This window comes from Pseudomonas sp. KK18 (assembly GCF_037094675.1).
Lineage (GTDB): Bacteria > Pseudomonadota > Gammaproteobacteria > Pseudomonadales > Pseudomonadaceae > Aquipseudomonas.
On record NZ_CP146605.1, the window covers coordinates 834,500 to 857,970 of the forward strand.

The following is a 23,471-nucleotide window of genomic DNA, read 5'->3' on the forward strand; positions in this document are numbered from 1 at the left end:
TTCAACGCCTTGGTTCTCTGCATACCTACAAGAATTGGAGACCACATGAACGCATCTGCCGATATTTCCGTAAAACAGGTCAAGCTGCTGATCAACGGCGAGTGGGTCGAATCCAGGACCACCGAATGGCAAGACATCGTCAACCCCGCTACCCAGCAAGTGCTGGCCCGCGTACCGTTTTCCACCCCTGAAGAAGTCAACGCTGCCATCGACGCCGCCCATCGCGCCTTCCAGACCTGGAAGCTGACGCCGATCGGTGCACGCATGCGCATCATGCTCAAGCTGCAAGCCTTGATCCGCGAGCACTCCAAGCGCATCGCCGTGGTCCTGAGTACCGAGCAGGGCAAGACCATTGCCGACGCTGAAGGCGACATTTTCCGTGGCCTGGAAGTGGTCGAGCACGCGTGCTCCATCGGCACCCTGCAGATGGGCGAATTCGCTGAAAACGTCGCCGGCGGTGTGGACACCTACACCCTACGCCAGCCGATCGGCGTGTGCGCCGGCATCACCCCGTTCAACTTCCCGGCGATGATTCCGCTGTGGATGTTCCCGATGGCCATTGCCTGCGGTAACACGTTCGTACTCAAGCCATCGGAACAGGACCCGCTGTCGACCCTGCTGCTGGTTGAACTGGCGCTGGAAGCCGGGGTGCCAGCCGGTGTGCTGAACGTGGTTCACGGCGGCAAGGACGTGGTGGATGCGCTGTGCACCCACAAAGATATCAAGGCCGTGTCCTTCGTCGGTTCGACCGCCGTGGGGACTCACGTCTACGACCTCGCCGGTAAACACGGCAAGCGCGTGCAATCGATGATGGGCGCCAAGAACCACGCCGTGGTGCTGCCGGATGCCAATCGCGAACAAACCCTGAACGCCCTGGTCGGTGCCGGTTTCGGTGCGGCGGGTCAGCGTTGCATGGCAACTTCCGTGGTGGTGCTGGTAGGCGCGGCCAAGCAATGGCTGCCGGACCTCAAGGCCCTGGCGCAAAAGCTCAAGGTGAACGCCGGCAGCGAAGCCGGTACCGATGTGGGTCCGGTAATCTCCAAGCGCGCCAAGGCACGCATTCTCGACCTGATCGAAAGCGGCGTAAAAGAAGGTGCCAAGCTGGAGCTGGATGGCCGCGGCATCAAGGTGCCGGGCTTCGAGGACGGCAATTTCGTCGGCCCGACGTTGTTCTCCGGCGTGACCACCGACATGCAGATCTACACCCAGGAAATCTTCGGCCCGGTGCTGGTGGTGCTGGAAGTCGACACCCTCGACCAAGCCATCGCCCTGGTCAACGCCAACCCGTTCGGCAACGGCACCGGCCTGTTCACCCAGAGCGGCGCGGCAGCGCGTAAATTCCAGAGCGAAATCGATGTGGGCCAGGTCGGCATCAACATCCCGATCCCCGTGCCGGTTCCGTTCTTCAGCTTCACCGGTTCCCGTGGTTCGAAACTCGGCGACCTGGGCCCGTACGGCAAGCAAGTGGTGCAGTTCTACACCCAGACCAAAACCGTCACCAGCCGCTGGTTCGACGACGACAGCGTCAACGATGGCGTCAACACCACCATCAACCTGCGCTGATCGAGGAGACGACCATGAAGATTGCATTTATCGGCCTGGGCAACATGGGCGCGCCGATGGCGCGCAACCTGATCAAGGCTGGCCATGCGCTGAACCTGTTCGACCTGAACCAGACCGTGCTCAAGGAACTGGCGGAACTGGGCGGCACCATCAGCGCTTCACCGCGCGCGGCAGCCGAAGGCGCCGAGTTGGTGGTGACCATGCTCCCGGCTGCGGCCCATGTGCGCAGTGTGTGGCTCGGTGAAGACGGCGTGCTCGCCGGCATCGGCAAAGGCGTGCCGGCGGTGGATTGCAGCACCATCGACCCGCAGACCGCCCGCGATGTAGCGGCGGCGGCAGCGAAACAAGGCGTGGTGATGGCGGATGCTCCAGTGTCCGGCGGCACCGGCGGTGCCCAGGCCGGGACGTTGACCTTCATGGTCGGCGCCACCCCGGAACTGTTCGCCACCCTGCAACCGGTGCTGGCGCAGATGGGCCGCAACATCGTCCATTGCGGCGAAGTCGGCACCGGGCAAATCGCCAAGATCTGCAACAACCTGCTGCTGGGTATCACCATGGTCGGCGTCAGCGAAGCCATGGCCCTGGGCGATGCGCTGGGCATCGACACCCAAGTGTTGGCGGGAATCATCAACAGCTCCACCGGGCGCTGCTGGAGTTCGGACACCTACAACCCATGGCCCGGGATTATCGAGACGGCGCCGTCGTCCCGGGGTTATACCGGTGGGTTTGGTGCAGAACTGATGCTCAAGGATCTGGGACTGGCCACTGAAGCGGCCCGCCAGGCACACCAGCCGGTGATCCTCGGCGCAGTGGCGCAGCAGTTGTATCAATCGATGAGCCAACGTGGGGAAGGGGGCAAGGACTTCTCGGCGATCATCAACAGCTATCGAAAACCAAAGTAGGGCAATTGTCCTTCTTCACTGTGGGCCCCTGATTTTTACTGCGTAGACCTTCCAGCACCAGCTCACTACTGGTGCTTTTTTTTGGCCTGAATAAACCCCTTCGCGACGTTTGTGGGAGGGCGGTATTACTTATCGACTAATGCCTAGGGATAAGGTTTTTTTGCATTGTTATAGTTGTGAAATAAACTTTTACAAGTTTCAGGTGTGACGCTGAAATATCATGTTTTTGATCATGGGTTATTCATTTGGTGAGTGTCCATGGGGCGCTCGATTATCATGCCGTTATAATTTATTTCTCGGTTATGTGTGTTCGGTTTGTCGTGGCTTCCCTCATTAAACACCCATGTTTATTGCGTGTTTACATTTCTCTTTGATGTTGACTATTGCCTCGCTAGTATCGGTTTTGCGAGCGTTGTCATGGCTGCTGCGTCTCGATAACTTCCGCCGAAGCGTTGTACTTTCAAAGTTGTGCAGGTGTGTCAGAGATGGCTAGCGAATGGATGCGTACATCGGGTTTCCCAGGGCTATCGGCCTCATCGAACGAGGCCGCCCTGGAACTTGAAAAAGCCCGCATCCTGGCCCGCCACCTCTCCCGGTTGCTCGACCTCTGGGCTGCGATGCAGTCCAGCCCAAGGCCCGGGCAGGCTTATTCTGACGCCAAGGATGTGCCACCTCATTCGGTGTCAGCGTGTTGCAAGCGCACGCGTGTGGGTCTGCAATGTCGTGAAGAAACCGGCGTCGGTTGATCGCTGTAAATCCTGACCAGTCCTATATAAACGCAAAAAGAGTTTCGTGCTCGGCGGTAACTACCGTCGTGGGCATTCGCTCGCGCTGAAATACGTGTGTCCATATAAAAAACGGGTGAGAGATGAAAAACATAACTATTGTCGACAAGGCAACGGGGACGGCGACAGAGCATGCCTTTGGCAACGCCAGCCTCAAGGGAACCAGCATTGTAAAACTGCCGTTCGGACAAGAAAGCGTTCAATCGTTTCAACAGTCCGGCCAAAACCTGGTGGTCACTCTAAAGTCTGGAGAAACCATCACCATTCAGAACTTTTTTGTGGTGGGAGCCGACGGCTCCGCTAACCAACTGGTACTGGAAAATGCCGACGGAACATTGTTGCTCGGCAACTATTCCACGCCGTATTCGGGTTTCAACTTCACCGAAATCTCGACCCTGGACGACCTGGGTGTGGCAGCCATTGCCGCTGACAGTGCGGTGCCGGACTGGGTGCTGTGGGGCTTGGGCATCCTCGCCGTCGGCGGTACCGCCGCGGCATTGAGCGGTGGTGGCGGTGGTGGTGGCCATCATCATCAAACGCCAGTTCCTGCACCCGGTGCTGCGACCGGTTTATCGGTCAACAGCGCGGGCACGGTGGTCAGCGGTAAAGGTCAGCCTGGCACCACAGTCACCGTCAAGGATGCCGCCGGTAACGTACTGGGCACAGGCACTGTGGGTACCGACGGCAACTTCCAGGTCAACCTGGACAAGCCGCAAACCAATGGCGAAACCCTGCAAGTCGTCCTCAAGGATGCAGCGGGTCAGGAATCGCAACCTGCGTCTGTGGTAGCGGGTGATACAACCGCCCCCGCCGCACCGAACGGTTTGGCCGTCAGTGCAGACGGTACAACCGTCAGCGGTAAGGGCGAGCCTAATTCGACCGTGATCATCAAGGATGCCAATGGCGAGGTCCTCGGCACCGGCACCGTGGATGCTGAAGGCAACTTCCAGGTCACCCTGGGAACTGCGCAAACCAATGGCGAAACCCTGCAAGTCACCCTCAAGGATGCTGCCGGCAATGAATCGTCCGCCAGCCCCGTGGTGGCTGGCGACAGCACCGCCCCGGATGCGCCGACCAACCTGGTGATCAGTGCCGATGGCGCAACTGTCAGCGGTAAAGGTGAACCGAACGCTGCCGTGAGCATCAAGGATGCCAGCGGCAACGTGATCGGTACGGGCACCGTCGGCGCGGATGGCAATTTCCAGGTTTCGCTCGACACACCCGCGCCCGAAGGCGAAAGCCTGGCGATCACGCTCAAAGACGCTGCCGGCAATGAGTCGGCTCCGGGTGCGCTGGTTGTCGCCGATATTGAGACACCGCTTGCGCCGCGCAACCTGGCAATCAGTGACGTGGGTGACACGCTCAGCGGTGAAGGCGCCGCGGCCCACAAAGTCATCGTCCTCAACGATGCTGGTGAAGTGGTCGGCAGCGGAACAGTGGCAGATGACGGCACATTCCTGGTGCAACTGAACTCGCTGCACATCAATGGCGAGCGGCTACGCGTGTTCCTGCGCAACTTCTCGGGCAAGGAATCCCTGCCAGGCATCGTCATCGCGGGGGACACCATCGCCCCGGATGCCCCAACCAACCTGGTGGTTGGCGAAGATGGCAGCACCGTCACCGGCAAGGGCGAACCGCGCGCGACCGTTACCGTGAAAGACGCCGATGGCAACGTGATCGGCACTGGCACGGTCGGCGACGACGGTAATTTTCAAGTCACCCTGGATCCGCTTCAGGTTAACGGCGAAACACTGGCTGTTACATTGACCGATGCAGCAGGCAACGAGTCTGTTCCGGCTTCTGTGATCGCTGTTGATATTGATGATACGGACGCTGATGCGGATGCGGATGCGGATGCCGACGCTGATGCTGATGCGGACGCCGATGCTGACGCGGATGCTGATGCCGACGCCGACGCCGACGCCGACGCCGACGCTGATGCCGATGCGGACGCTGATGCGGATGCTGATGCTGATGCGGACGCCGATGCTGACGCGGATGCTGATGCTGATGCTGATGCTGATGCTGATGCTGATGCGGATGCCGACGCCGACGCCGACGCTGATGCCGATGCGGACGCTGATGCGGATGCTGATGCTGATGCGGACGCCGATGCTGACGCGGATGCTGATGCTGATGCTGATGCTGATGCTGATGCTGATGCTGATGCTGATGCCGACGCCGACGCCGATGCGGACGCTGATGCGGATGCTGATGCGGATGCTGATGCTGATGCTGATGCTGATGCTGATGCGGATGCCGACGCCGACGCCGATGCTGATGCTGATGCCGACGCCGACGCCGACGCCGATGCGGACGCTGACGCTGACGCTGACGCTGACGCTGATGCGGATGCGGATGCCGATGCTGACGCGGATGCCGATGCTGATGCTGACGCGGACGCGGATGCGGATGCGGATGCCGACGCTGATGCTGATGCGGACGCCGATGCCGATGCCGATGCCGATGCCGATGCCGATGCTGATGCTGATGCTGATGCTGATGCTGACGCTGATGCTGATGCTGACGCTGACGCTGACGCTGATGCTGATGCCGATGCCGATGCCGACGCTGACGCTGATGCTGATGCTGACGCGGATGCTGATGCTGATGCGGACGCCGATGCTGATGCCGACGCTGACGCTGACGCTGACGCTGACGCTGACGCTGACGCTGACGCTGATGCTGATGCTGATGCTGATGCTGATGCTGACGCTGACGCTGACGCTGACGCTGACGCTGACGCTGACGCTGATGCTGATGCTGATGCTGATGCCGATGCCGATGCTGATGCGGACGCCGATGCTGATGCCGACGCTGACGCTGACGCTGACGCTGATGCCGACGCCGATGCTGATGCCGACGCTGACGCTGACGCTGACGCTGATGCGGATGCTGACGCGGATGCCGATGCCGATGCCGATGCGGACGCTGACGCTGACGCTGATGCGGATGCGGATGCGGATGCGGATGCCGACGCGGATGCCGACGCTGACGCTGATGCTGATGCCGACGCTGACGCTGACGCTGACGCTGATGCCGACGGCGACGCCGACGCTGATGCCGATGCCGATGCTGATGCGGACGCCGATGCTGATGCCGATGCCGATGCCGATGCCGATGCCGACGCGGATGCGGATGCGGATGCTGACGCCGATGCTGACGCCGATGCCGATGCCGATGCCGATGCCGATGCTGACGCTGACGCTGATGCGGATGCGGATGCGGACGCCGACGCCGACGCCGACCTCGAAGCCTTCGACGACCTCGCCACCGGCGAAGTAACCATCAAACCCGTAACATCCAACACCGGCCTGGCCGATATGCGCGTGTTCACCCTGTTGGGCGTCGGCGGCATCATTCTGGGCGATCACACCAAGCAGCAGGAGTTCTCGGTTGCCGAGGGTTCCAGCGGAACGCTGAACCTGCAGTTTGCCCAGGCCGACCTGGTCTCGCTGTTGGGCGGTGGCTTCACTGCCACGCTGGAAGTGAGCGACGGTGCCGGTGGATGGTTGCCGGTGCAACAAGGCAGCAACGGTTCGGGCTTGCTCGACCTGTTGGGACTGTTCGGACAAAGCTCCAGCGCCAAAATCGAAGGCCTGGAAGCCGGGCAGTATCGCTTTACCCTCAAGCTCGACCCCAACCTGGTCAGCGTTGGTGCAGGGGCCACGGCCAAGTTGAGCGTCACCAATGACAGCCTCACCGACTTCACCGGGGAAGCAGGGCCGGATGTCACCGGCAACGTCATCACCGACCCGGGCATTGGCGGTAAACCGGATGAACCGGGAACCGGCGGGCCAGTGAAGGTGCAGGTCGAGGTCAACGGCGAATTCGTCGATGCCGACGCCACCACCGGCACGGTGCTGCAGGGTCAATATGGTCAGCTGACCATCTTCGCCAACGGCGAGTACAAGTACACCCCGAACGGCGATGTCGCCAGCATCGGCAAGGTGGATGCCTTCGAGTATCACCTGGTCAATGGTGCCGGTGCTTCGGCCTCGGCAACCTTGTATGTGCGTATCGACAGCCCGAGTGTCAACGTGGACTGGAGCGCTACCGATCCATCTGCGCCCGGCGTGATCAACACGGTTGCCAATGATGACCTGGGTTCGGCACAGATCGACATCGTCAACCTGGTCACCCAGGCCGACCTGGCGACCCTGAGCTACAACCTGGCACTGCTCGGCAGCAGTTCGGGTACGGGTGCAGCGATCAACGTTGCCACGGGCACGACCGCAGAGCTTGCGATCAACGTCACCGTCACCGGCATTGCGTTGTTGCCAGGCACGACCGTCAATCTGCAGAAGTTCATCGGTAACGAATGGGTCACGCAGCAGACCACTACCCAGGCGAACCACACGTTCCAAGGGTTGGATGCCGGGACCTATCGCGTGACCGGGACGACCGGTGCCGTGCTGTCGCTGAGTGCGCTGCACATTGCGCAGAAGCTCACTACCACCTCCCTCACGGAGTTCGTGACCGGTGCAATGAGCAATGCGACTGGCAACCTGCTGTCCGACAGCTTGTCCGGGCCGGATGTCCTCGGTTCGCCGCTGACGGTACTCAGTGTGCTGGTCAACGGGGTCTATGTGATTCCTGGGCAAACGGGGACGAAAATCAACGGTGACCACGGCACATTGACCGTGTTTGCCGATGGTAAGTACGTCTACACCCCGCATGCCGGGCTGACGCTGGACGAGATTGGCCAGGTGGATAAATTCACCTACAAGCTCACCACGCCAACCGGCCAGGAAGACACCGCCGACCTCTACGTGCGCATCGACTCGCCGGATCGCGACCTGGTCTGGGACGACGCCAACCCGGGTGCGCCAGCCACTGAAGGTGCCGGCATTGCCGCTGCCCACAGTGCGGTGGACCAGGCGGCGGATGACGGCGCCAACGTTGACGGCGATCACCACGATGCCGTGGTGGCCGACGACACCGACTTCACCCATGTCGATGCTGGCGGGGGTGCAGACGGGTTGTTGTGGGAAGGCGGCGATGCAGCCATCAACCTCACCGACCTGATTGGCACAGTCAGCGGGGTGCACAGCATCGACCTGAACGATGTCAGCGCCGTCGACCTGACCCTGAGCCTCGAAGACCTGGTGTCCATCACCGGGCCTGAGTCGGATCGCTTGATGATCCAGGGCGACGATCAGGACAGCGTGCACCTGACAGGTGACTGGAGCGCCGGTGCGACCCAGGTAGAGAACGGTCTTGAGTACGTGATCTACACCAGTCCGGAAGATGAAACCCATCAGCTCTGGGTACAGAGCGGCATCAGCGTGGTGTAACGCCACCCCTGCCGGCCGGGCCGCAAGGCCCGGTTTTCCCTACCAACGGTAATGCAGCGATGGGCCGTGACGTCAGTCACGGTCCGTTGTTGTACTCATCAGGTTTGACAACAGTCAGGTGACTAGCAGTGAGGCAAAAGAGTTTGGCCAAGCAGCTGTCTGCCGTAATTCTGGCAGTCGCAATGATCGCGCCCGAGCGTGCGCCGGTCATGGCAGCGTCGTATATCGACGATGAAGAACGCGTCAACATCATCAGCCCGAGCAACCTGGGCACACATTTACCCGGCGGGCCAACGGGCGTCAGCGCACCGGTGGCACCCGAGCACGTCATACCGAGCAACCTTGACCTGACACGCGCCATTCAACTGGCGGTGGAATGGCACCCGGCAATTTCCGAGGCGATCGGCCAGCTGTACCAACAAAACGAGAACGTGAACATCGCCCGTTCCGGTTATTACCCGCAAGTCAGCGGTGGCTTCAACTCCGGCTACGACAGCGGCCTGAGGGGCAACGGCCAGAGCCGTGCGTTTTCGTTGTCGGCGTCGCAGATGCTCTACGACTTCGGCAAGGTCTCAAGTTCTGTCGACAGTGCGCTGGCACGGGTCAGTGCCAGCCAGGCGTCGGTATTGCTGTCGATCGATCAGGTGGCGCGCGATACCTCGTTCGCCGTGATCGAACTGCAGCGCTCGCAGTTGCTGGTGCAACTGGCTCGCGAGCAAATCGACGGCATTTCGGCGATTGCAGAGCTGGCCAAAAAGCGCAGCGACATGGGCGCCAGCACCCGTTCGGACCTGATCCAGGCCCGCTCGCGGGTCGAGGCCTCGGTGGCGACGCAACTGCAATTCACCGCGCAATTCAATCGCTGGCGCAGCACGTTGAGCAGCCTGCTTGGGTCGCAGGCGCCAGTGAGCGTGGCGAATGGTTTTCCGGCAAGCCTGGAGCAATCCTGCGTGGGCGTGGTACCCGATACGGCAGTCACGCCGACCCTGCTGATCGCCCAGGCGCAGCGTGTCGATGCGCTGGCGCTGATTGCACAAGCCCGTGCCGAGGCGTTGCCGACCGTGTCGCTGGACCCGTCCATCACGCACTACCTGGACAACAACGACGACAGCAACGTCCCCGGCGGCCGCGACCGTACCCGTTATGGCGTATTTCTCAACGTGAAAATGCCGCTGTACCAGGGTGGCGCAATCACCGCCCGCAAATCCGCCGCGCAACAGGCCCTGCGTTCCGCCGATGCCGCCAACGACGCCGCGCGCCTTGCGGTTCGCCAGGGGTTGCTGGAAGCGCGGGATCAAATCTCAAGCCTCAGCCAGCGGTTATCCACCCTGGATTTTCGTGAGCGCAGCATCTCCGAAACCCGCGACCTGTATCGCCAGCAGTACCTCGAACTGGGCACACGGCCGTTGCTCGACCTGCTGAATGCCGAGCAGGAAATTCACCAGGCACGCATGGACCGGGAAAACACCGCCGCTGACCTGCGCCGCCTGAAAATCGATTGCCTCTACAACACGGGCGCATTGCGCACGGCGTTCCACCTGGACAACAGCACCCTGCAAGGTGTGGAGATTCGGCCATGAATGATGCTGTGATGCTTGCGGACGAAACCAACGCAGTACAAACACCGCTGAACCCGGCGCCCGCAGTGGATTATGAAGTGTGGCTGGAGGCCGTCCTGAGCGTGGCCCGGCATTACCGCCTGGAATGCTCGGCCCAAAGCGTGCGCATCGCTGCACAATGGACCGAAGGCGCTTCGGTGGAAGAGGTGGTACGGCAGATGGCCCGCCAGGCGGGGTTGAACTGCGTGATTGCCGACTTCAGCGAAACCACGCTGATGCAGCGCCAATTACCGGTGGTGCTGCAATTTGCCGACGGCCAGGTGGGTGTGCTCGAAACCCTCGGCGACGGCGACAACCTGGGCATCGCCTACAGCGGCGACGGCGGCCTGCAAAGCCGGCTCACCCGCCAGGACCTGTTGGAGCAAGCGCGCAAGAGCGTGATTCTGCGACCCATGGCGGCAGTGCGTGACCGGCGTGTCGACGACTACATCAAGCCTTATGAGAAGGCGTGGTTCAAAAACATCGTGCTGCGCGACCTGCGGCCCTATGGCTATGTGATGCTCGCTTCGCTGGTCACCAGCGTGCTGGGGTTGGCCGGGGTACTGTTTTCGATGCAGGTGTACGACCGGGTGATCCCGGCCGAATCCATGCCCACCCTGTATGTGCTGTTTGGCGGGGTGATGCTGGCGTTGGTGTTTGATTTCATCATGCGCATCACCCGTGTGCGCATCACCGACATGCTCGGCAAACGCGCGGATCTGCGCGTTTCCGACCTGGTGTTCGGGCATGCCATTCGCTTGCGTAACAGCGCCCGGCCGAAGTCCACCGGCTCGTTCATTTCGCAGCTCAAGGAACTGGAACAACTGCGTGAGCTGATCACCTCCAGCACCGCCACGGCGCTGGCCGATCTGCCGTTCTTCCTGCTGTTTCTGGTGATCTACTGGTTGATCGCCGGCCCGCTGGTGGCGGTGCCAATGGTGGCTGTGCTGTTCCTGATAGTGCCCGGGCTGTTGGCGCAGAAAAAACTCGCGGCACTGGCGAATGAGTCGATGCGTGAAAGCTCGTTGCGCAGCGCCATGCTGGTGGAGACCATACAAGGCCTGGACGACATCAAGGCGTTGCAGGCCGAACAGCGCTTCCAGCAACAATGGAATCACTACAACGCCACCTGCGGCGACGCCAGCCTGCGCCTGCGCCTGCTCACCAACAAACTGGTGGCCTGGAGCAACAATGTGCAGGGCTCGGTGTTTGCCGTGGTGGTGGTGTTCGGTGCGCCGATGGTCATGGCCAGCGACATGACCACCGGTAGCCTTGTCGCGGCGTCGATCCTGGCGTCGCGGATGATGGCGCCGATGTCCCAGATCACCCAGGTGCTGACGCGCTGGCAGCAGGCCAAGGTTGCGCTGCAAGGCCTGAACCGGATCATGGAATTGCCGGTGGACCATCCCGAGGGCAGCAAGCGCGTGCACCTGCCGGTGATCAAAGGCCAATACGCGCTGAGCCAGGCCACGTTCCAGTATTCCGACGATGCCCCCGTACCGGCGCTGCGTGTGGCCGACCTGAAGATCCAGCCGGGCGAGCGCATCGCGATTCTGGGGCGTAACGGCGCGGGTAAATCCACGCTGTTGCAGGCATTGGCCGGGATGCTCGACCTCAAGGCTGGCACCATCAGCCTGGATAGCGTTGCCCTCAGCCACATCGACCCCGCCGACGTGCGCCGTGACGTGGGGCTGATGACACAAAACTCGCGGCTGTTCCACGGCACGCTGCGCGACAACCTGATCATGGGGGCGCCGCATGCCAGCGATCAGGAAATCCTCCAGGCCCTGGCGCTGACCGGTGCGGGCGACTTCATCGGCAAGTTCGCCGACGGCCTGGACCACATGATCCTGGAAGGTGGCCTGGGCCTGTCGGGCGGGCAGCGTCAGTCGCTGCTGCTGTCGCGGCTGATGATTCGCCAACCGCATATCGTGTTGCTCGACGAGCCCACCGCGTCCCTGGATGAAGCGACCGAGCGCCAGTTGATCCGCAACCTCGACCGCTGGGCGGCCCATCGCACGCTGATTATCGCCACGCACCGCATGAGTGTATTGAGCCTGGTGAATCGGGTGATCGTGGTCGACAACGGCCAGATCATCGTCGATGACAGCAAAGCCAACGCGATTGCGCGCCTGTCCAAACCGAAGGGGAAAACCCAGTGAAAAGCCCTACGCCGAAAACCATACCCCTGCTCGCCACCGAAGACGAAGGCGCCCGGCATACCCACGACGGCGTGGATGAACGCACCGTGGTGCGCGCCACGCGCGTGGTGGGCTGGGTGTTTGTCATGCTGATTGCATTTGGTGCCTGGGCCTACTTTTTTGAAGTGGACGAAGTCTCGACGGGCAGCGGCAAAGTCATCCCGACCTCGCGTGAGCAAATCATCCAGTCGCTGGAAGGCGGCATCGTCACGGAGTTGAATGTGGGGGAGGGCGATATCGTCAAAAATGGCCAGACGTTGGCCAGGCTTGACCCGACCAAGACCGAATCCAACTTTGATGAAAGTGCCGCCAAGTACCGGGCATCGCTGGCCAGCGTCGCGCGTTTGCAGGCCGAGGTAGACGGCAAACCGTTACTGTTCCCCCCGGAACTTGAGCGTTACCCCGCACTGGTGCGCGCCGAAACCGACCTGTTCAACACTCGGCGCAAGGGCCTCGAAGAATCGTTGGCCGGCGTGCGATCGTCGCTCGGGCTGGTGCGTAGCGAGCTGGAAATCACCGAAAACCTGGCCAAGGTCGGCGCCGCCAGCAACGTTGAGGTGTTGCGCCTCAAGCGCCAAAAGGCCGAGCTGGAGTTGAAACTGACCCAGGCCCGCTCCGAGTATATGGTGCGGGCCGGTGAGGACCTGGCGAAGGTCAATGCCGACGTCGAGACGCTGTCGTCAGTCATGCGCGGGCGCTCCGACTCGGTGACCCGCCTGACCCTGCGCTCGCCGGTGCGCGGTATCGTCAAGGGGATCGAGGTCACCACCATCGGCGGGGTTATCCCGCCCAACGGGCGCCTGATGCAGATTGTGCCCCTGGATGAGCAGTTGTTGATCGAGGCGCGTATCTCCCCGCGAGACATCGCCTTTATCCATCCCGACCAGGTGGCCAAGGTCAAGATCACCGCCTACGACTACGCCATTTATGGCGGCATGGACGGCAAGGTCGTGACCATTTCTCCGGACACTATCCAGGACGAGGTCAAGCCAGAAGTTTTTTACTACCGAGTGTTCATCCGCACCGACGCTGACACCTTGAAAAACAAGGCCGGCAAGTCGTTTTCGATTGTGCCTGGGATGATTGCCTCGGTGGATATCAAGACCGGCCAGAAAACCGTGCTCGACTATTTGATCAAGCCCATGAACCGTGCGCGGGAGGCCTTGCGCGAGCGTTAGGCGAGGTGGCTGTGGCCAGGTTTGCGTTGTGGTGGATGCTGTTGTGGGCCGGCGTGCCGGGCGCGTGGGCCCTGAGTGAGGGGTCGACACCATTGCTTTGGAACACCCCGGCCGACCAGTCGACCTGCAACCAGGTCGACTCTGCACTCTGGGTCGAGTTGGCCGGGGGCGATGAGTGCATTCGCTATTTTTCCGGGGCGGTGCTGAGCCGTGCGCCCGTGGTGATCGTGATGTTTCATGGCGACCGCAACGTGGAAATGCACCGCTCGCCCGAGTCGATCCGTGGCAATACCCTGGCCGCCAAGGCCAGGCAGGCCAAGGCCCTGAGCCGGCGTGCGGGCGTACCGGTGGTGATTGTGGCGCGACCTGGCACCTACGGTTCCAGCGGCAACCATGGGCAGCGGCGCCAGGCGCGGGAATTCATTGTGCTGGACGCTGCGCTCAACGAGCTGCGCAAGCGTTACGGCATCGGGCAGTTTGTGTTGCTGGGGCACAGCGGCGGCGCCACGGTGGCCGCGGCGTTGTTGACCTTGGGGCGTACCGATGTGAAGTGTGCAGTGATGACTTCCGGCGCGTTTGCCCTGGTGCAGCGCGCGCAGATGTTGCGTCAAAGCAAAGGCCTGCCTTCGCGTCCGGGACGCGACACCAATGGTTTATTGCACCCCTACGATCCCCTGGAGCACCTGGCCGGCATTGCCGTTGCGCCTGCGCGGCAGTTGTTCGTGATTGGCAGCGTGGATGACCAGGTAACCCCATTTGTGTTGCAGGAGCGTTTTTACCGGGCGTTGATTCGCGCCGGGCATCAGGCGCAGTTGGTCAAGGCGCAGGGTGTGCCTGCGATGTTTCACCAACTGCGCAATGACATTGGCCTGAAGACAGCAGCGGGCTGCGCGGGCTAACCCGCCGGCACCGCCTGTTCGGTCGTGTTCAGCCAATCACAGATCTGCGACAACCCGGTACCACCGGAGCTTTTCACCAGTACCCAATCCCCCGCCTGGAACCACTGGCCGGGGTGGCGCGCCAACGCCTGGCCTAATGCCGTGGCATCCTCGAACCACTGCACTGACAGCTCACTGCGCAGCACCCGGTACACCTCACGCATCAGCGGCCCGCACAGCACCAAATGCCGGGGCGCCGCCGCGCGCAGCGAGTCAGCCAGTTCCAGGTGGTAGCGCTGGGCGTCGGGGCCCAGCTCCAGCATGTCGCCCAACACTACTACCCGGTGCCGCGAGGCCACGGGCAGGTCGGCCATCGAGCGCAAGGCCGCAGCCATCGAGCCGGGGTTGGCGTTGTACGCATCGTTGATCAGCTGGAAATGCCCGTCGGTGCATTTGATCGAGCGGATATTGCCGCGACCTTCCACCGGTTGGAAGCCGGTCAGCACTTCCAGTGCCTGGTCGGCGTCAAGCCCCGCGGCGAACAGCGACGCCAGCACCCCCAGTGCGTTGAGCACCATGTGTCGGCCGCGAGCACTCAGGCTGAAATCCAGCCGTTGCGTGTCACGTTGCGCGGTGACGTAGACCCGGTCGGCCTCGCTGCACACGTCGAGCAGGCGCACATCGGCATCAGCGTGTTCGCCATAGCTGGTCACGTGCAAGCGCGCGACTTCGGCGGCCTGGGCGAACACCTCGTAGTGCGGCATATCGCGGCACAGCACCGCGTGCCCACCCGGTGCCATCGAGCGGAAGATCGCGCTCTTTTTACGCGCCAGGTTTTCCAGGGTGCCATGGTATTCCAGGTGCGCAGGAGCCAGCCCGGTCACGATAGCAATGTGTGGGCGCACCAGCTCCGAGTTAATCGGCATGCGGCCCACGGCCATTTCCAATACCCAGAATTTGGCCGGCCGGGGCATGCTCGCCAGGTTCCAGGCGATCCCATGGGGCAGGTTGGCGTTGGCCTCGGTGTGGCCCACTTCGCCCCAGTGTTTCAGGGCGTGGCCGAGCATGGCGACCACGGTGGTTTTACCGAAGCTGCCGGTGACGCCGAATACCTGGCCAGTGAATCGCTGCCTGGCGTATCGACCCATTTGCAGCATGGCCTCGCTGGTATCGGCGACCTGTAACACCGGCAGGCCGCTGTCCAGGTAGGGCGTCGGGTCTACACACAAGAACGCCGAGGGGCGTCGCTCAGGAATGGCCTGGGCCCAGCGCAGCGCCGACTGCACTTCGTTCGGTCCCACCTTGCTGGGGTGCCGATTGAGCATGCGCTGGGGTTTGAAAAACTGCATGGACGGCGTCAAACCCGACGTGTACCAACCGGGTGGTGGCTGTTTGGCCCAGGTGCCGTGTGTCACCCGAGCCAGGGTGTTGGCGTCCCAGACCCAGCCGAGGGGTGCTGCGTCCTGGGCCAGGCTCACTTGCGGCGCGCCGTCGAGCAGGTAGCGGTGGTAGGCAATCAGCCCCGAGAGGTAATGCTCCACGTCGTCGATGCGCACCCTGAACGCGTGGTGACGGATAAAAAACGAACCGGCAATGCGCGCAGGATTGGCGAAATACATCGCCGTTTCCGGCCAGAAATACCCGTTGAACAGATAGCGCGCACGATGATGCAGGGCGCGGTAAAACGCGTGCAGGTCGATCTCGGTGAGCAGGTGGCGCAATTGCGCTTGCTGGGCGATGCGTTCGAGCATCTGCTGCGCAGCCATCATCAATTCCAGTAGCGTCGGAAAGGTGGTGATGCGCTGTTGCACGAACCCCAGATAACCGGCGACGTTATTCAGGCCGAAGCGGAAATACTTTTCGTCAGGTCGGTAGCGGGTCAGTTCGTTCACGCAATAGCTGAGCCAGTGATCGTGCTCGCGCCAGTGCTGTTTTTCGATGAAGTAGTCGAAGGCTTTTTCCACCACGGTTAACCAGCGCTCATCGCCGGTGAGGCCGTAGAGGCGGATCAACCCGAACGCGGCCTCGCCGTCGTAGTAGATGATCCGGAACGCCTCTTTGACGGTAAGGTCACGGCCATGCAAGACGTGCACGAAGGCGCCGGTGGTCGCGTCCTGCATCCAGGCCATGCCATTGGCCAGGGCTTCCAGCACGGGTAGGTAGTGGCGGGTGCCGGTGACTTCGCTGTATTTGACCAGCGCCAACAAACACACGGCATTGCCGCCCAGTTTGATCTCGTCACCGGTGTCCAGCAGATACGCCGCCACACTGCCGTCGGGCAGCACGTAGGACTTGATCAGTTCCTGGGTAAGGTAGGCCAGCGAGCGGTCGATGGCGGATTTAAGCGCCTCGTCGCCGGTCAGTGCCCAGGCCTCGATCATCGAATAGGTGGTACTGGCGTGGCGCAGGGTGTTGTAGTTTTTTATCGCCCGGTCAAAGCACGGGAAGTAGCCGTAGACGAACTGGCCGCTGCCCTGCACCTGAGTGCTCAGGTAGCTTGCGGCGCTGATGATGCTCGCCTTTACCATGCCGGGCTCCAGCGCTGCGAGGGTGCGCCAGCCGGTTTCTGTCGGGCCAGGGTTCAGCGGGTGGGGCACGCCGTCTTCGGCACAAAAAACGCCCTTGGTGTCGAACAGGAACACGGGGGTCTCGGGTTCAAGTGTGGCGATCAGGTCGGCTGTATTGAGCCCGGTAAAACGGCGCCTGGCGTACACCGAAAAATTGCCGGCATTGAAGCTCGCGTGATTGATAGCGTTGCCGCCATACAGGATCGCGTTGGCGTTCAGTTCCTGTTCGGTGATCGCGATGTGCAGCGCCGCATCGAAGGCGATGCCGCGCCGGAAGTAATTACGCTTGTGGCGCTTGAAGCGCGCATTGAGTTCGGCCCAGGTGATGGCGGTTACGTTGATCGCGCATTCGACGCGTATCCATGAACGTTCGACGATGTTGCCTGACTGCGCACGGTCTCGTTCGTAGGCTCCCTGCAAGCGCTGCACACCGGTTTGCCAGGCGGCTTCGAAGTTATCTGCCGTGATATGAAAAACATGCGCGCGCTGGGTGCCGTCGCTCATGGAGAAAAACAAGGTACAGGGCTGCGCGGTGTCTGATGATACAGCAGGCCCATTCATTTCTTTGCTTAGATGAGCATAACAAGCAAGCCATTGCTGTTTCACAGGCATAGTTAATCACCAGTTTTTAACTTGGAGAGGGGTGGCGCGCAGTGTTCATGATTAAACTGCGCGCCAGCTGATAAATAAGCAGAAAGTTATGCCGCACAGTTTTATAAAGGCAAATTATCCAGGCTTATATATCAAGAGCAGAGCGATGAATCCTCTTTCTCCGGCTCCAGCACGGAGGGCGGGACTTGGCTCTCGTATTGCTGGAGGTGGTCACGAATCAGCTTGCGAATAACCTGAGAAATAGTAAGGTCAACTTCCTCGGACAGCGACTCCAGACGCTGCTTGGTCGGGAAGTCGATGAGAATGGTCAGACGTGTTGTTTTTTCAGGCATTTTCTTGATCCTTTTACAAAAGCGCGGTCTCGACTGCCGCGTGCAGTAAGTGCTGGAAGACGTGTGGAGTCCTTAGAACAAACCAATGGGGTAATCAACTGATTCATTGGAGTCTAATTCAAATCGCTGCGCGTTTTCCATCAATGTGCAGTGAAGGTTGCGATTATGTGAAGTTCTGCACCTTCTCCGTACCTCTTATTATCATCGGGTTATAATGCTATGAGATTCGAGTATAGACCGGTTGCAAGAAAGCTATCTCAAAGTGTAGGGGGTGTCAAAAGTCAATCTTATCTATAACTAAAGTAGTGGTTGTACTGTTTGGTGAGTTTGATTGTGTATTTTGCGCATTACGTCATGAGATTTTTTCAAGAACTTGGCGCTCACAATATTCTGTCACAAAATACTAATTGATTGTTTTCGAATATCAAGGGTTGTTGTCACGAATAACAGCGACTGTTATTGGAAGAGGGGCAGGGAGGTGCTGCTTTTATCAGAAGGGCGCGACGGTCGTCGTTGAGGTAAAAGGGGCCAGGGCGACCCCTTTCCAGGAGGTGGGGTCAGGCAAACACAAAATACTTACGCACCGTCTCGACCACTTCCCACGTCCCCTTCATCCCCGGCTCCACCACAAAGATATCCCCAGCCCGCAAATGGATCGGCTCCAGGCCGTCCGGGGTGATCACGCAGTAGCCTTCCTGGAAGTGACAGTATTCCCACTTCACATACTCCACCCGCCATTTGCCCGGGGTGCAGATCCAGGTGCCCATGATCTTGCTGCCGTCCTCGCTGGTGTAGGCGTTTAGGTTGACGGTGTGCGGGTCGCCTTCGAGTTTTTCCCATTTGCAGGCGTCCAGCACCGGCAGTGGATGGGTGTCGCGCAGTACGGTGATTGGCTTGGACATGATGATTCCGAGGCAGTGGAAGGGAAGTCCGAACCCTATCGCCTTGGGCGGCCCGCCAGTGGTCTGGACTCGACATCGGGATGCCCAGAAGCGCAGTCATTTGCACATCCGTGAGTCACCGCCAACCCCTGTGGGAGCCGGGCTTGCCCGCGATGGCGGAGTGTCAGGCGATGGAAGGGCACGCTGTGCCGACCTCATCGCGGGCAAGCCCGGCTCCCACAGGGGATATTTGTTGTTTGAAGGATTGAGTTGGTACGAAATATCTGTGCGCCAATCAGCCATTTCCTCGCAGTAAGTGCGAAAGATTTCCTGCTTTGCGCTGGAATTCGCAAGAATATTTACAGCCGGCCCTCGTATCATTCACCCCAGTAACGACCGAGAGCCTTGAAATGAATCCAATAAAAACGTGGTGGGACATCAGCCCGCCCTTGAGCACCGCGACCCCGACCTGGCCGGGTGATACGCCGTTTCAGGAAGAGCGGGTCTGGCAGTTCGGCCCCGAGTGCCCGGTGAATGTCGGACGCATCACCCTGTCGCCCCACACCGGCGCCCATGTGGACGCGCCGTTGCACTACAGCGCGGACGGCGCGCCGATTGGCGAAGTGTCTCTGGATGTGTACATGGGCCCGTGCCGGGTGCTGCATTGCCTGGGCAGCGGCGCGCTGGTGCAGCCGCATCAGTTGGAAGGCCGGCTGGAAAACCTGCCGGAGCGTGTACTGTTGCGCACTTATCAACAGGCGCCGGTGGATGCCTGGGATTCGAATTTCACCGCCGTCGCCCCGCAAACGGTCGAGTTGCTGTTCAGCCTCGGTGTGCGCCTGATCGGTATCGACACACCGTCCCTGGACCCGCAGCAGTCCAAGACCATGGACTCCCACAACGCCGTCGCCCGGCATGGCATGGCGATTCTCGAAGGCATCGTCCTCGACGACGTGCCGGAGGGCGATTACGAGTTGATCGCGCTGCCGCTGCGTTTTGCCAACCTCGATGCCAGCCCGGTACGAGCCATTCTCCGCCCGCTCAAGGAGCCCACGCGATGAGCCAGTGTCCTTTCTCCCCTGACTACCAGCCGCCGGAAGAATGGCATAACGCCGAGCTGAATTTTTCCGAGTCCATGAGCTACGGCGACTACCTGGACCTGGGCAAAGTGCTCAGCGCCCAGCACCCGCTGTCGCCGGACCACAACGAGATGCTGTTCATCATCCAGCACCAGACCTCGGAGCTGTGGATGAAGTTGATGCTCCACGAACTCAAGGCCGCCCGCGAACACGTGCGCCTGGGTGAGCTGCCGCCGGCGTTCAAGATGCTGGCGCGGGTGTCGCGGATCTTTGACCAGTTGGTGCACGCCTGGGCGGTACTGGCGACCATGACGCCGTCGGAGTACAAGGCGATCCGCCCGTACCTGGGGCAGTCGTCGGGTTTCCAGTCGTTCCAGTACCGGGAAATCGAATTCATCCTCGGCAATAAAAGCGCGGCGCTGTTGCGGCCTCATGCCCACCGGCCGGAGTTGTTGAAGGAGCTGCAGGTGGCGATTGCCACGCCATCGCTGTATGACGAGGCGATCAACCTGATGACCAAGGCCGGGCTGGCGATCGACCCCAAGCGCGCCGAACGCGACCCGACGACGCCAACGGTTCACGATGATTCCGTGGAGGCGGCGTGGCGCGAGGTTTATCGCGATCCGAGCCGGTATTGGGACCTGTACCAATTGGCCGAAAAGTTTATCGACCTGGAGGATTCGTTCCGCCAATGGCGCTTCCGCCATGTCACCACGGTGGAGCGGATCATTGGCTTCCAGCCTGGTACGGGCGGCACCGAAGGCGTGGGTTACCTGCGCAAGATGCTCGACACCGTATTGTTCCCCGAGCTGTGGCGAGTGCGTTCCACGCTGTAATCAAGGCCCAACAAAAAGCCCCGGTACTCATCAGTACCGGGGCTTTTCATTTGGAATACGATCAAAATGTGGGAGCGGGCTTGCTCGCGAAAGCGGTGTGTCAGTCAATACATCAGGTGACTGACACGACGCCTTCGCGAGCAAGCCCGCTCCCACACAAGCCCGCTCCCACATGGGTTATTGCGCTGTTACTGCCTTCGCGTTGTTCAACCGCAACCGGTACGCCACATAGATGATCCCGACCCAGACCGGAATCGCATACACCGACGCCCGCACACCCGGAATCGCCAGCATCACGCAGATGATCATCAGCATGAACGCCAGGCACAGGTAGTTGCTGAACGGGAACCAGAAGGTCTTGAACGACGGCACCACGCCTTGCTCGCCCATGGCCTTGCGGAACTTGATGTGGGTCAGGCTGATCAGCGCCCAGTTGATCATCAACGAGGCAACCACCAGCGCAAACAACAGCTCCAGTGCGTCATGCGGCGCGACGTAGTTGATCACCACACATAGCAGCGTCACCAGGGCCGAGATGCCCAGGGCACGCAGCGGCACGCCTTGCTTGTTCAACTTCATCAGCGCTTTCGGCGCATCGCCTTGCTCGGCCAGGCCGAACAGCATGCGGCTGTTGCAGTACACGCCGCTGTTGTAGACGGACAGTGCCGCGGTCAGGACCACGAAGTTGAGGATGTGGGCGGCGGTGTCGTTACCGATCAAGGAAAAGATCTGCACGAACGGACTGCCGCTGTAGGCATCGCCCGACGCGCCGAGGGTTTGCAGCAGTTGATCCCATGGGTACAACGACAGCAGCACGGTAAGGGCGCCGACGTAGAAAATCAGGATCCGGTACACCACCTGGTTGATCGCCTTCGGGATTACCTTGCGGGGTTCGCTGGCTTCGGCGGCGGTAATGCCCACCAACTCCAGGCCGCCGAACGAGAACATGATGAACGCCATGGACATCAACAGCCCCATGCCGCCATTCGGGAAGAACCCGCCGTGGCTCCACAGGTTGCTCACCGAGGCCTGCGGGCCACCGGTGCCGCTGAACAGCAGGTAGCAGCCGAGCACGATCATGCCGACAATCGCCACCACCTTGATGATCGCGAACCAGAACTCGGTCTCACCGAAGAACTTCACGTTGAGGGTGTTGATCAGGTTGACCAGCACAAAGAACACCACCGCACTGACCCAGGTCGGAATTTCCGGCCACCAGAACTGGATGTACTTGCCCACCGCTGTCAGCTCGGCCATGCCCACCAGCACGTAGAGTACCCAGTAGTTCCAGCCGGCGAGGAAGCCTGCGTAACCGCCCCAGTACTTGTGGGCGAAGTGGCTGAAGGAGCCGGCCACCGGTTCCTCGACGATCATTTCGCCCAGCTGGCGCATGATCAGGAACGCGATGAACCCGGCTACCGCATAGCCCAGGATCATCGACGGCCCCGCCGACTTGAGCACGCCCGCCGAGCCGAGGAACAGCCCGGTCCCGATCGCCCCTCCCAAGGCAATCAGCTGAATATGCCGGTTCTTCAGGCCACGCTTGAGGCCCACCGGGTTAACCATGTCATCCGCCATTAACATTCCCTTCTACTTGTTTTTTTCAGGGTTGATCGCACACCGAACCAGCCCCTCATACCGCTGAGGGGTCAGATATTACTCTCGGTAAACTTTTCGTAATACAGCTGAACGCCATCAAGTGCCTGATCCAGCAGCCATTGTTTGATGGATTCGACCATCGGAGGGGGGCCGCAGACGTACATATCTGCCGATTGATCCCGCAATTCGGCCAGGTCGAAATGCTCGGTGAGGTAGCCGCGTTTGCCGGCCCAGTCCGAAGGTGGGTCGCTGAGTACCTCGGTGTAGCGAAACCCCGGGATTGTATCGGCGTAGGCTTTTATGCGTGTTGCCTCGCATAAATCGGCCGCACCCCGCACGCCGTAATACAGGTGCACCGGCTGTTGGCAGGTGCTGGCGGCCAGGTCGTCAAGCATGCCCAGCAGCGCCGATAAGCCGGTGCCACCGGCCACCAACACCAGCGGTCGGGTGACATGCCGAAGGTAGAAGGCACCCAATGGCGCTTCCAGCAGCAACTCATCACCGACCTGGCAGCGTTCGCGAATGTAGTTGCTCATCACGCCATCGGGCAGCAGGCGGATCAGGAACTGCAACTGATTGCCCGGGCGGTTGGCGAAAGAGTAGGAGCGCCAACTGTCGGTGCCGGGAATCGACAGGCGGGCGTACTGGCCCGGCAGGAAATCCAATGGTGCTTCAAGCTGCAGGTGCAGGATCGCGGTGCTGGCCGAGACCTGTTGCACTTGGCTCACCGTACTGCGGATTTGTACTGGCCCCGGCGCGTTGCACAGGCTGGAATCAAAATCGAAATAAAACGCCGCGTCGGATTGGACCCGGGTCTGGCAGCTGAGCATTTTGCGTTGTTGCAGGTCGAGGCTGGAGAGGGCTTCCTCGTCTACGTAGTCCTGAGTGAAATCGCCGGACTCGCAGCGGCCCTGGCAGGTGCCGCATACGCCTTCGCGGCAGTCGAGCGGGATCTTGATGCCGTTGCGCAAGGCTGCATCCAACAGGATCTCATTGGCGCCCACCGGGAAAAACAGGGTCTTGCCGTCGGCAAAACTGAAGGCCACTTTGTGATTCATTCGCAGAACTCCGCGAGTTTGATTTTCTATGCCTGCGATTTACCTGTGGCGAGGGAGCTTGCTCCCGCTGGGCTGCGCAGCAGCCCCAAAAAGCCGGGAGCGCTA

Annotated in this window: 14 protein-coding genes; 9 read left to right on the forward strand and 5 right to left on the reverse strand. The window is 60.8% G+C overall.

What is annotated here, in order from left to right:
• Positions 1-45 precede the first annotated feature (45 nt).
• The 7 genes from V6607_RS03635 (at position 46) to V6607_RS03665 (ending at position 14,423) form a co-directional block, all read left to right on the forward strand.
• Entirely contained in the window at positions 46-1,563 is a 1,518-nt protein-coding gene (locus tag V6607_RS03635) for a CoA-acylating methylmalonate-semialdehyde dehydrogenase (RefSeq protein WP_087694896.1), read from the forward strand.
• 14 nt (positions 1,564-1,577) lie between these two features.
• Positions 1,578-2,465 carry a 3-hydroxyisobutyrate dehydrogenase gene (mmsB, locus tag V6607_RS03640; RefSeq protein ID WP_003214181.1) on the forward strand — a complete coding sequence of 296 codons (888 nt, stop codon included), beginning with the start codon at positions 1,578-1,580 and terminating at the stop codon, positions 2,463-2,465.
• A gap of 868 nt (positions 2,466-3,333) precedes the next feature.
• Positions 3,334-8,547: a BapA/Bap/LapF family large adhesin gene (locus V6607_RS03645; RefSeq protein ID WP_338743189.1), complete on the forward strand. Its 5,214-nt coding sequence runs from the start codon at positions 3,334-3,336 to the stop codon at positions 8,545-8,547.
• Positions 8,548-8,729: 182 nt separating this feature from the next.
• Positions 8,730-10,127: a TolC family outer membrane protein gene (locus V6607_RS03650; protein ID WP_173406114.1), complete on the forward strand. Its 1,398-nt coding sequence runs from the start codon at positions 8,730-8,732 to the stop codon at positions 10,125-10,127.
• Positions 10,124-12,307 carry a type I secretion system permease/ATPase gene (locus tag V6607_RS03655; RefSeq protein WP_134325682.1) on the forward strand — a complete coding sequence of 728 codons (2,184 nt, stop codon included), beginning with the start codon at positions 10,124-10,126 and terminating at the stop codon, positions 12,305-12,307. The genes V6607_RS03650 and V6607_RS03655 overlap by 4 nt, the downstream gene beginning before the upstream one ends.
• Positions 12,308-12,333: 26 nt before the next feature.
• Positions 12,334-13,524, forward strand: coding sequence for an HlyD family efflux transporter periplasmic adaptor subunit (locus V6607_RS03660; protein ID WP_087693464.1), 1,191 nt, complete (start codon positions 12,334-12,336; stop codon positions 13,522-13,524).
• A 35-nt stretch (positions 13,525-13,559) separates the two neighbouring features.
• The gene (locus tag V6607_RS03665; RefSeq protein WP_134327627.1) at positions 13,560-14,423 is read left to right on the forward strand and encodes an alpha/beta fold hydrolase; all 864 of its coding nucleotides are present in this window, start codon (positions 13,560-13,562) and stop codon (positions 14,421-14,423) included.
• On the opposite strand, the gene V6607_RS03670 is transcribed toward V6607_RS03665, so the two are convergent.
• The 3 genes from V6607_RS03670 to V6607_RS03680 all read right to left on the reverse strand — a co-directional run bounded on the left by V6607_RS03670 (position 14,420) and on the right by V6607_RS03680 (position 18,815).
• Positions 14,420-17,473 (reverse strand): UDP-N-acetylmuramoyl-tripeptide--D-alanyl-D-alanine ligase, encoded by a 3,054-nt coding sequence (locus V6607_RS03670; protein ID WP_177437390.1) that lies wholly within the window; start codon positions 17,471-17,473, stop codon positions 14,420-14,422. The two genes, V6607_RS03665 and V6607_RS03670, sit on opposite strands and share 4 nt — an antisense overlap.
• Before the next feature lie 239 nt (positions 17,474-17,712).
• Positions 17,713-17,913: a hypothetical protein gene (locus V6607_RS03675; protein ID WP_003212332.1), complete on the reverse strand. Its 201-nt coding sequence runs from the start codon at positions 17,911-17,913 to the stop codon at positions 17,713-17,715.
• 557 nt (positions 17,914-18,470) lie between these two features.
• A complete protein-coding gene (locus V6607_RS03680) occupies positions 18,471-18,815 on the reverse strand; it encodes a cupin domain-containing protein (RefSeq protein WP_003212331.1) in 345 nt (114 codons plus the stop codon).
• A 389-nt stretch (positions 18,816-19,204) separates the two neighbouring features.
• Between V6607_RS03680 and kynB the strand changes: the two genes are divergently transcribed.
• Entirely contained in the window at positions 19,205-19,855 is a 651-nt protein-coding gene (gene kynB / locus V6607_RS03685) for an arylformamidase (RefSeq protein ID WP_134325684.1), read from the forward strand.
• Positions 19,852-20,709, forward strand: a complete 858-nt coding sequence (gene kynA, locus V6607_RS03690; RefSeq protein WP_134325685.1) for a tryptophan 2,3-dioxygenase — start codon at positions 19,852-19,854, stop codon at positions 20,707-20,709. The genes kynB and kynA overlap by 4 nt, the downstream gene beginning before the upstream one ends.
• A gap of 177 nt (positions 20,710-20,886) precedes the next feature.
• On the opposite strand, the gene V6607_RS03695 is transcribed toward kynA, so the two are convergent.
• Both V6607_RS03695 and antC read right to left on the reverse strand, forming a co-directional pair.
• The gene (locus tag V6607_RS03695) at positions 20,887-22,287 is read right to left on the reverse strand and encodes an amino acid permease (protein ID WP_003212324.1); all 1,401 of its coding nucleotides are present in this window, start codon (positions 22,285-22,287) and stop codon (positions 20,887-20,889) included.
• Between the two features lie 71 nt (positions 22,288-22,358).
• The gene (gene antC / locus V6607_RS03700; protein ID WP_134325686.1) at positions 22,359-23,366 is read right to left on the reverse strand and encodes an anthranilate 1,2-dioxygenase electron transfer component AntC; all 1,008 of its coding nucleotides are present in this window, start codon (positions 23,364-23,366) and stop codon (positions 22,359-22,361) included.
• Positions 23,367-23,471 lie beyond the last annotated feature (105 nt).

What these genes read in the sequence shown, in the direction of transcription:
- V6607_RS03635 (WP_087694896.1), top strand. Translation starts at nt 46, where the DNA reads ATGAACGCATCTGCCGATATTTCCGTAAAACAGGTCAAGCTGCTGATC.
- mmsB (WP_003214181.1), top strand. Translation starts at nt 1,578, where the DNA reads ATGAAGATTGCATTTATCGGCCTGGGCAACATGGGCGCGCCGATGGCG.
- V6607_RS03645 (WP_338743189.1), top strand. Translation starts at nt 3,334, where the DNA reads ATGAAAAACATAACTATTGTCGACAAGGCAACGGGGACGGCGACAGAG.
- V6607_RS03650 (WP_173406114.1), top strand. Translation starts at nt 8,730, where the DNA reads ATGATCGCGCCCGAGCGTGCGCCGGTCATGGCAGCGTCGTATATCGAC.
- V6607_RS03655 (WP_134325682.1), top strand. Translation starts at nt 10,124, where the DNA reads ATGAATGATGCTGTGATGCTTGCGGACGAAACCAACGCAGTACAAACA.
- V6607_RS03665 (WP_134327627.1), top strand. Translation starts at nt 13,560, where the DNA reads ATGCTGTTGTGGGCCGGCGTGCCGGGCGCGTGGGCCCTGAGTGAGGGG.
- V6607_RS03670 (WP_177437390.1), bottom strand. Translation starts at nt 17,473, where the DNA reads ATGAGCGACGGCACCCAGCGCGCGCATGTTTTTCATATCACGGCAGAT.
- V6607_RS03675 (WP_003212332.1), bottom strand. Translation starts at nt 17,913, where the DNA reads ATGCCTGAAAAAACAACACGTCTGACCATTCTCATCGACTTCCCGACC.
- V6607_RS03680 (WP_003212331.1), bottom strand. Translation starts at nt 18,815, where the DNA reads ATGTCCAAGCCAATCACCGTACTGCGCGACACCCATCCACTGCCGGTG.
- kynB (WP_134325684.1), top strand. Translation starts at nt 19,205, where the DNA reads ATGAATCCAATAAAAACGTGGTGGGACATCAGCCCGCCCTTGAGCACC.
- kynA (WP_134325685.1), top strand. Translation starts at nt 19,852, where the DNA reads ATGAGCCAGTGTCCTTTCTCCCCTGACTACCAGCCGCCGGAAGAATGG.
- V6607_RS03695 (WP_003212324.1), bottom strand. Translation starts at nt 22,287, where the DNA reads ATGGCGGATGACATGGTTAACCCGGTGGGCCTCAAGCGTGGCCTGAAG.
- antC (WP_134325686.1), bottom strand. Translation starts at nt 23,366, where the DNA reads ATGAATCACAAAGTGGCCTTCAGTTTTGCCGACGGCAAGACCCTGTTT.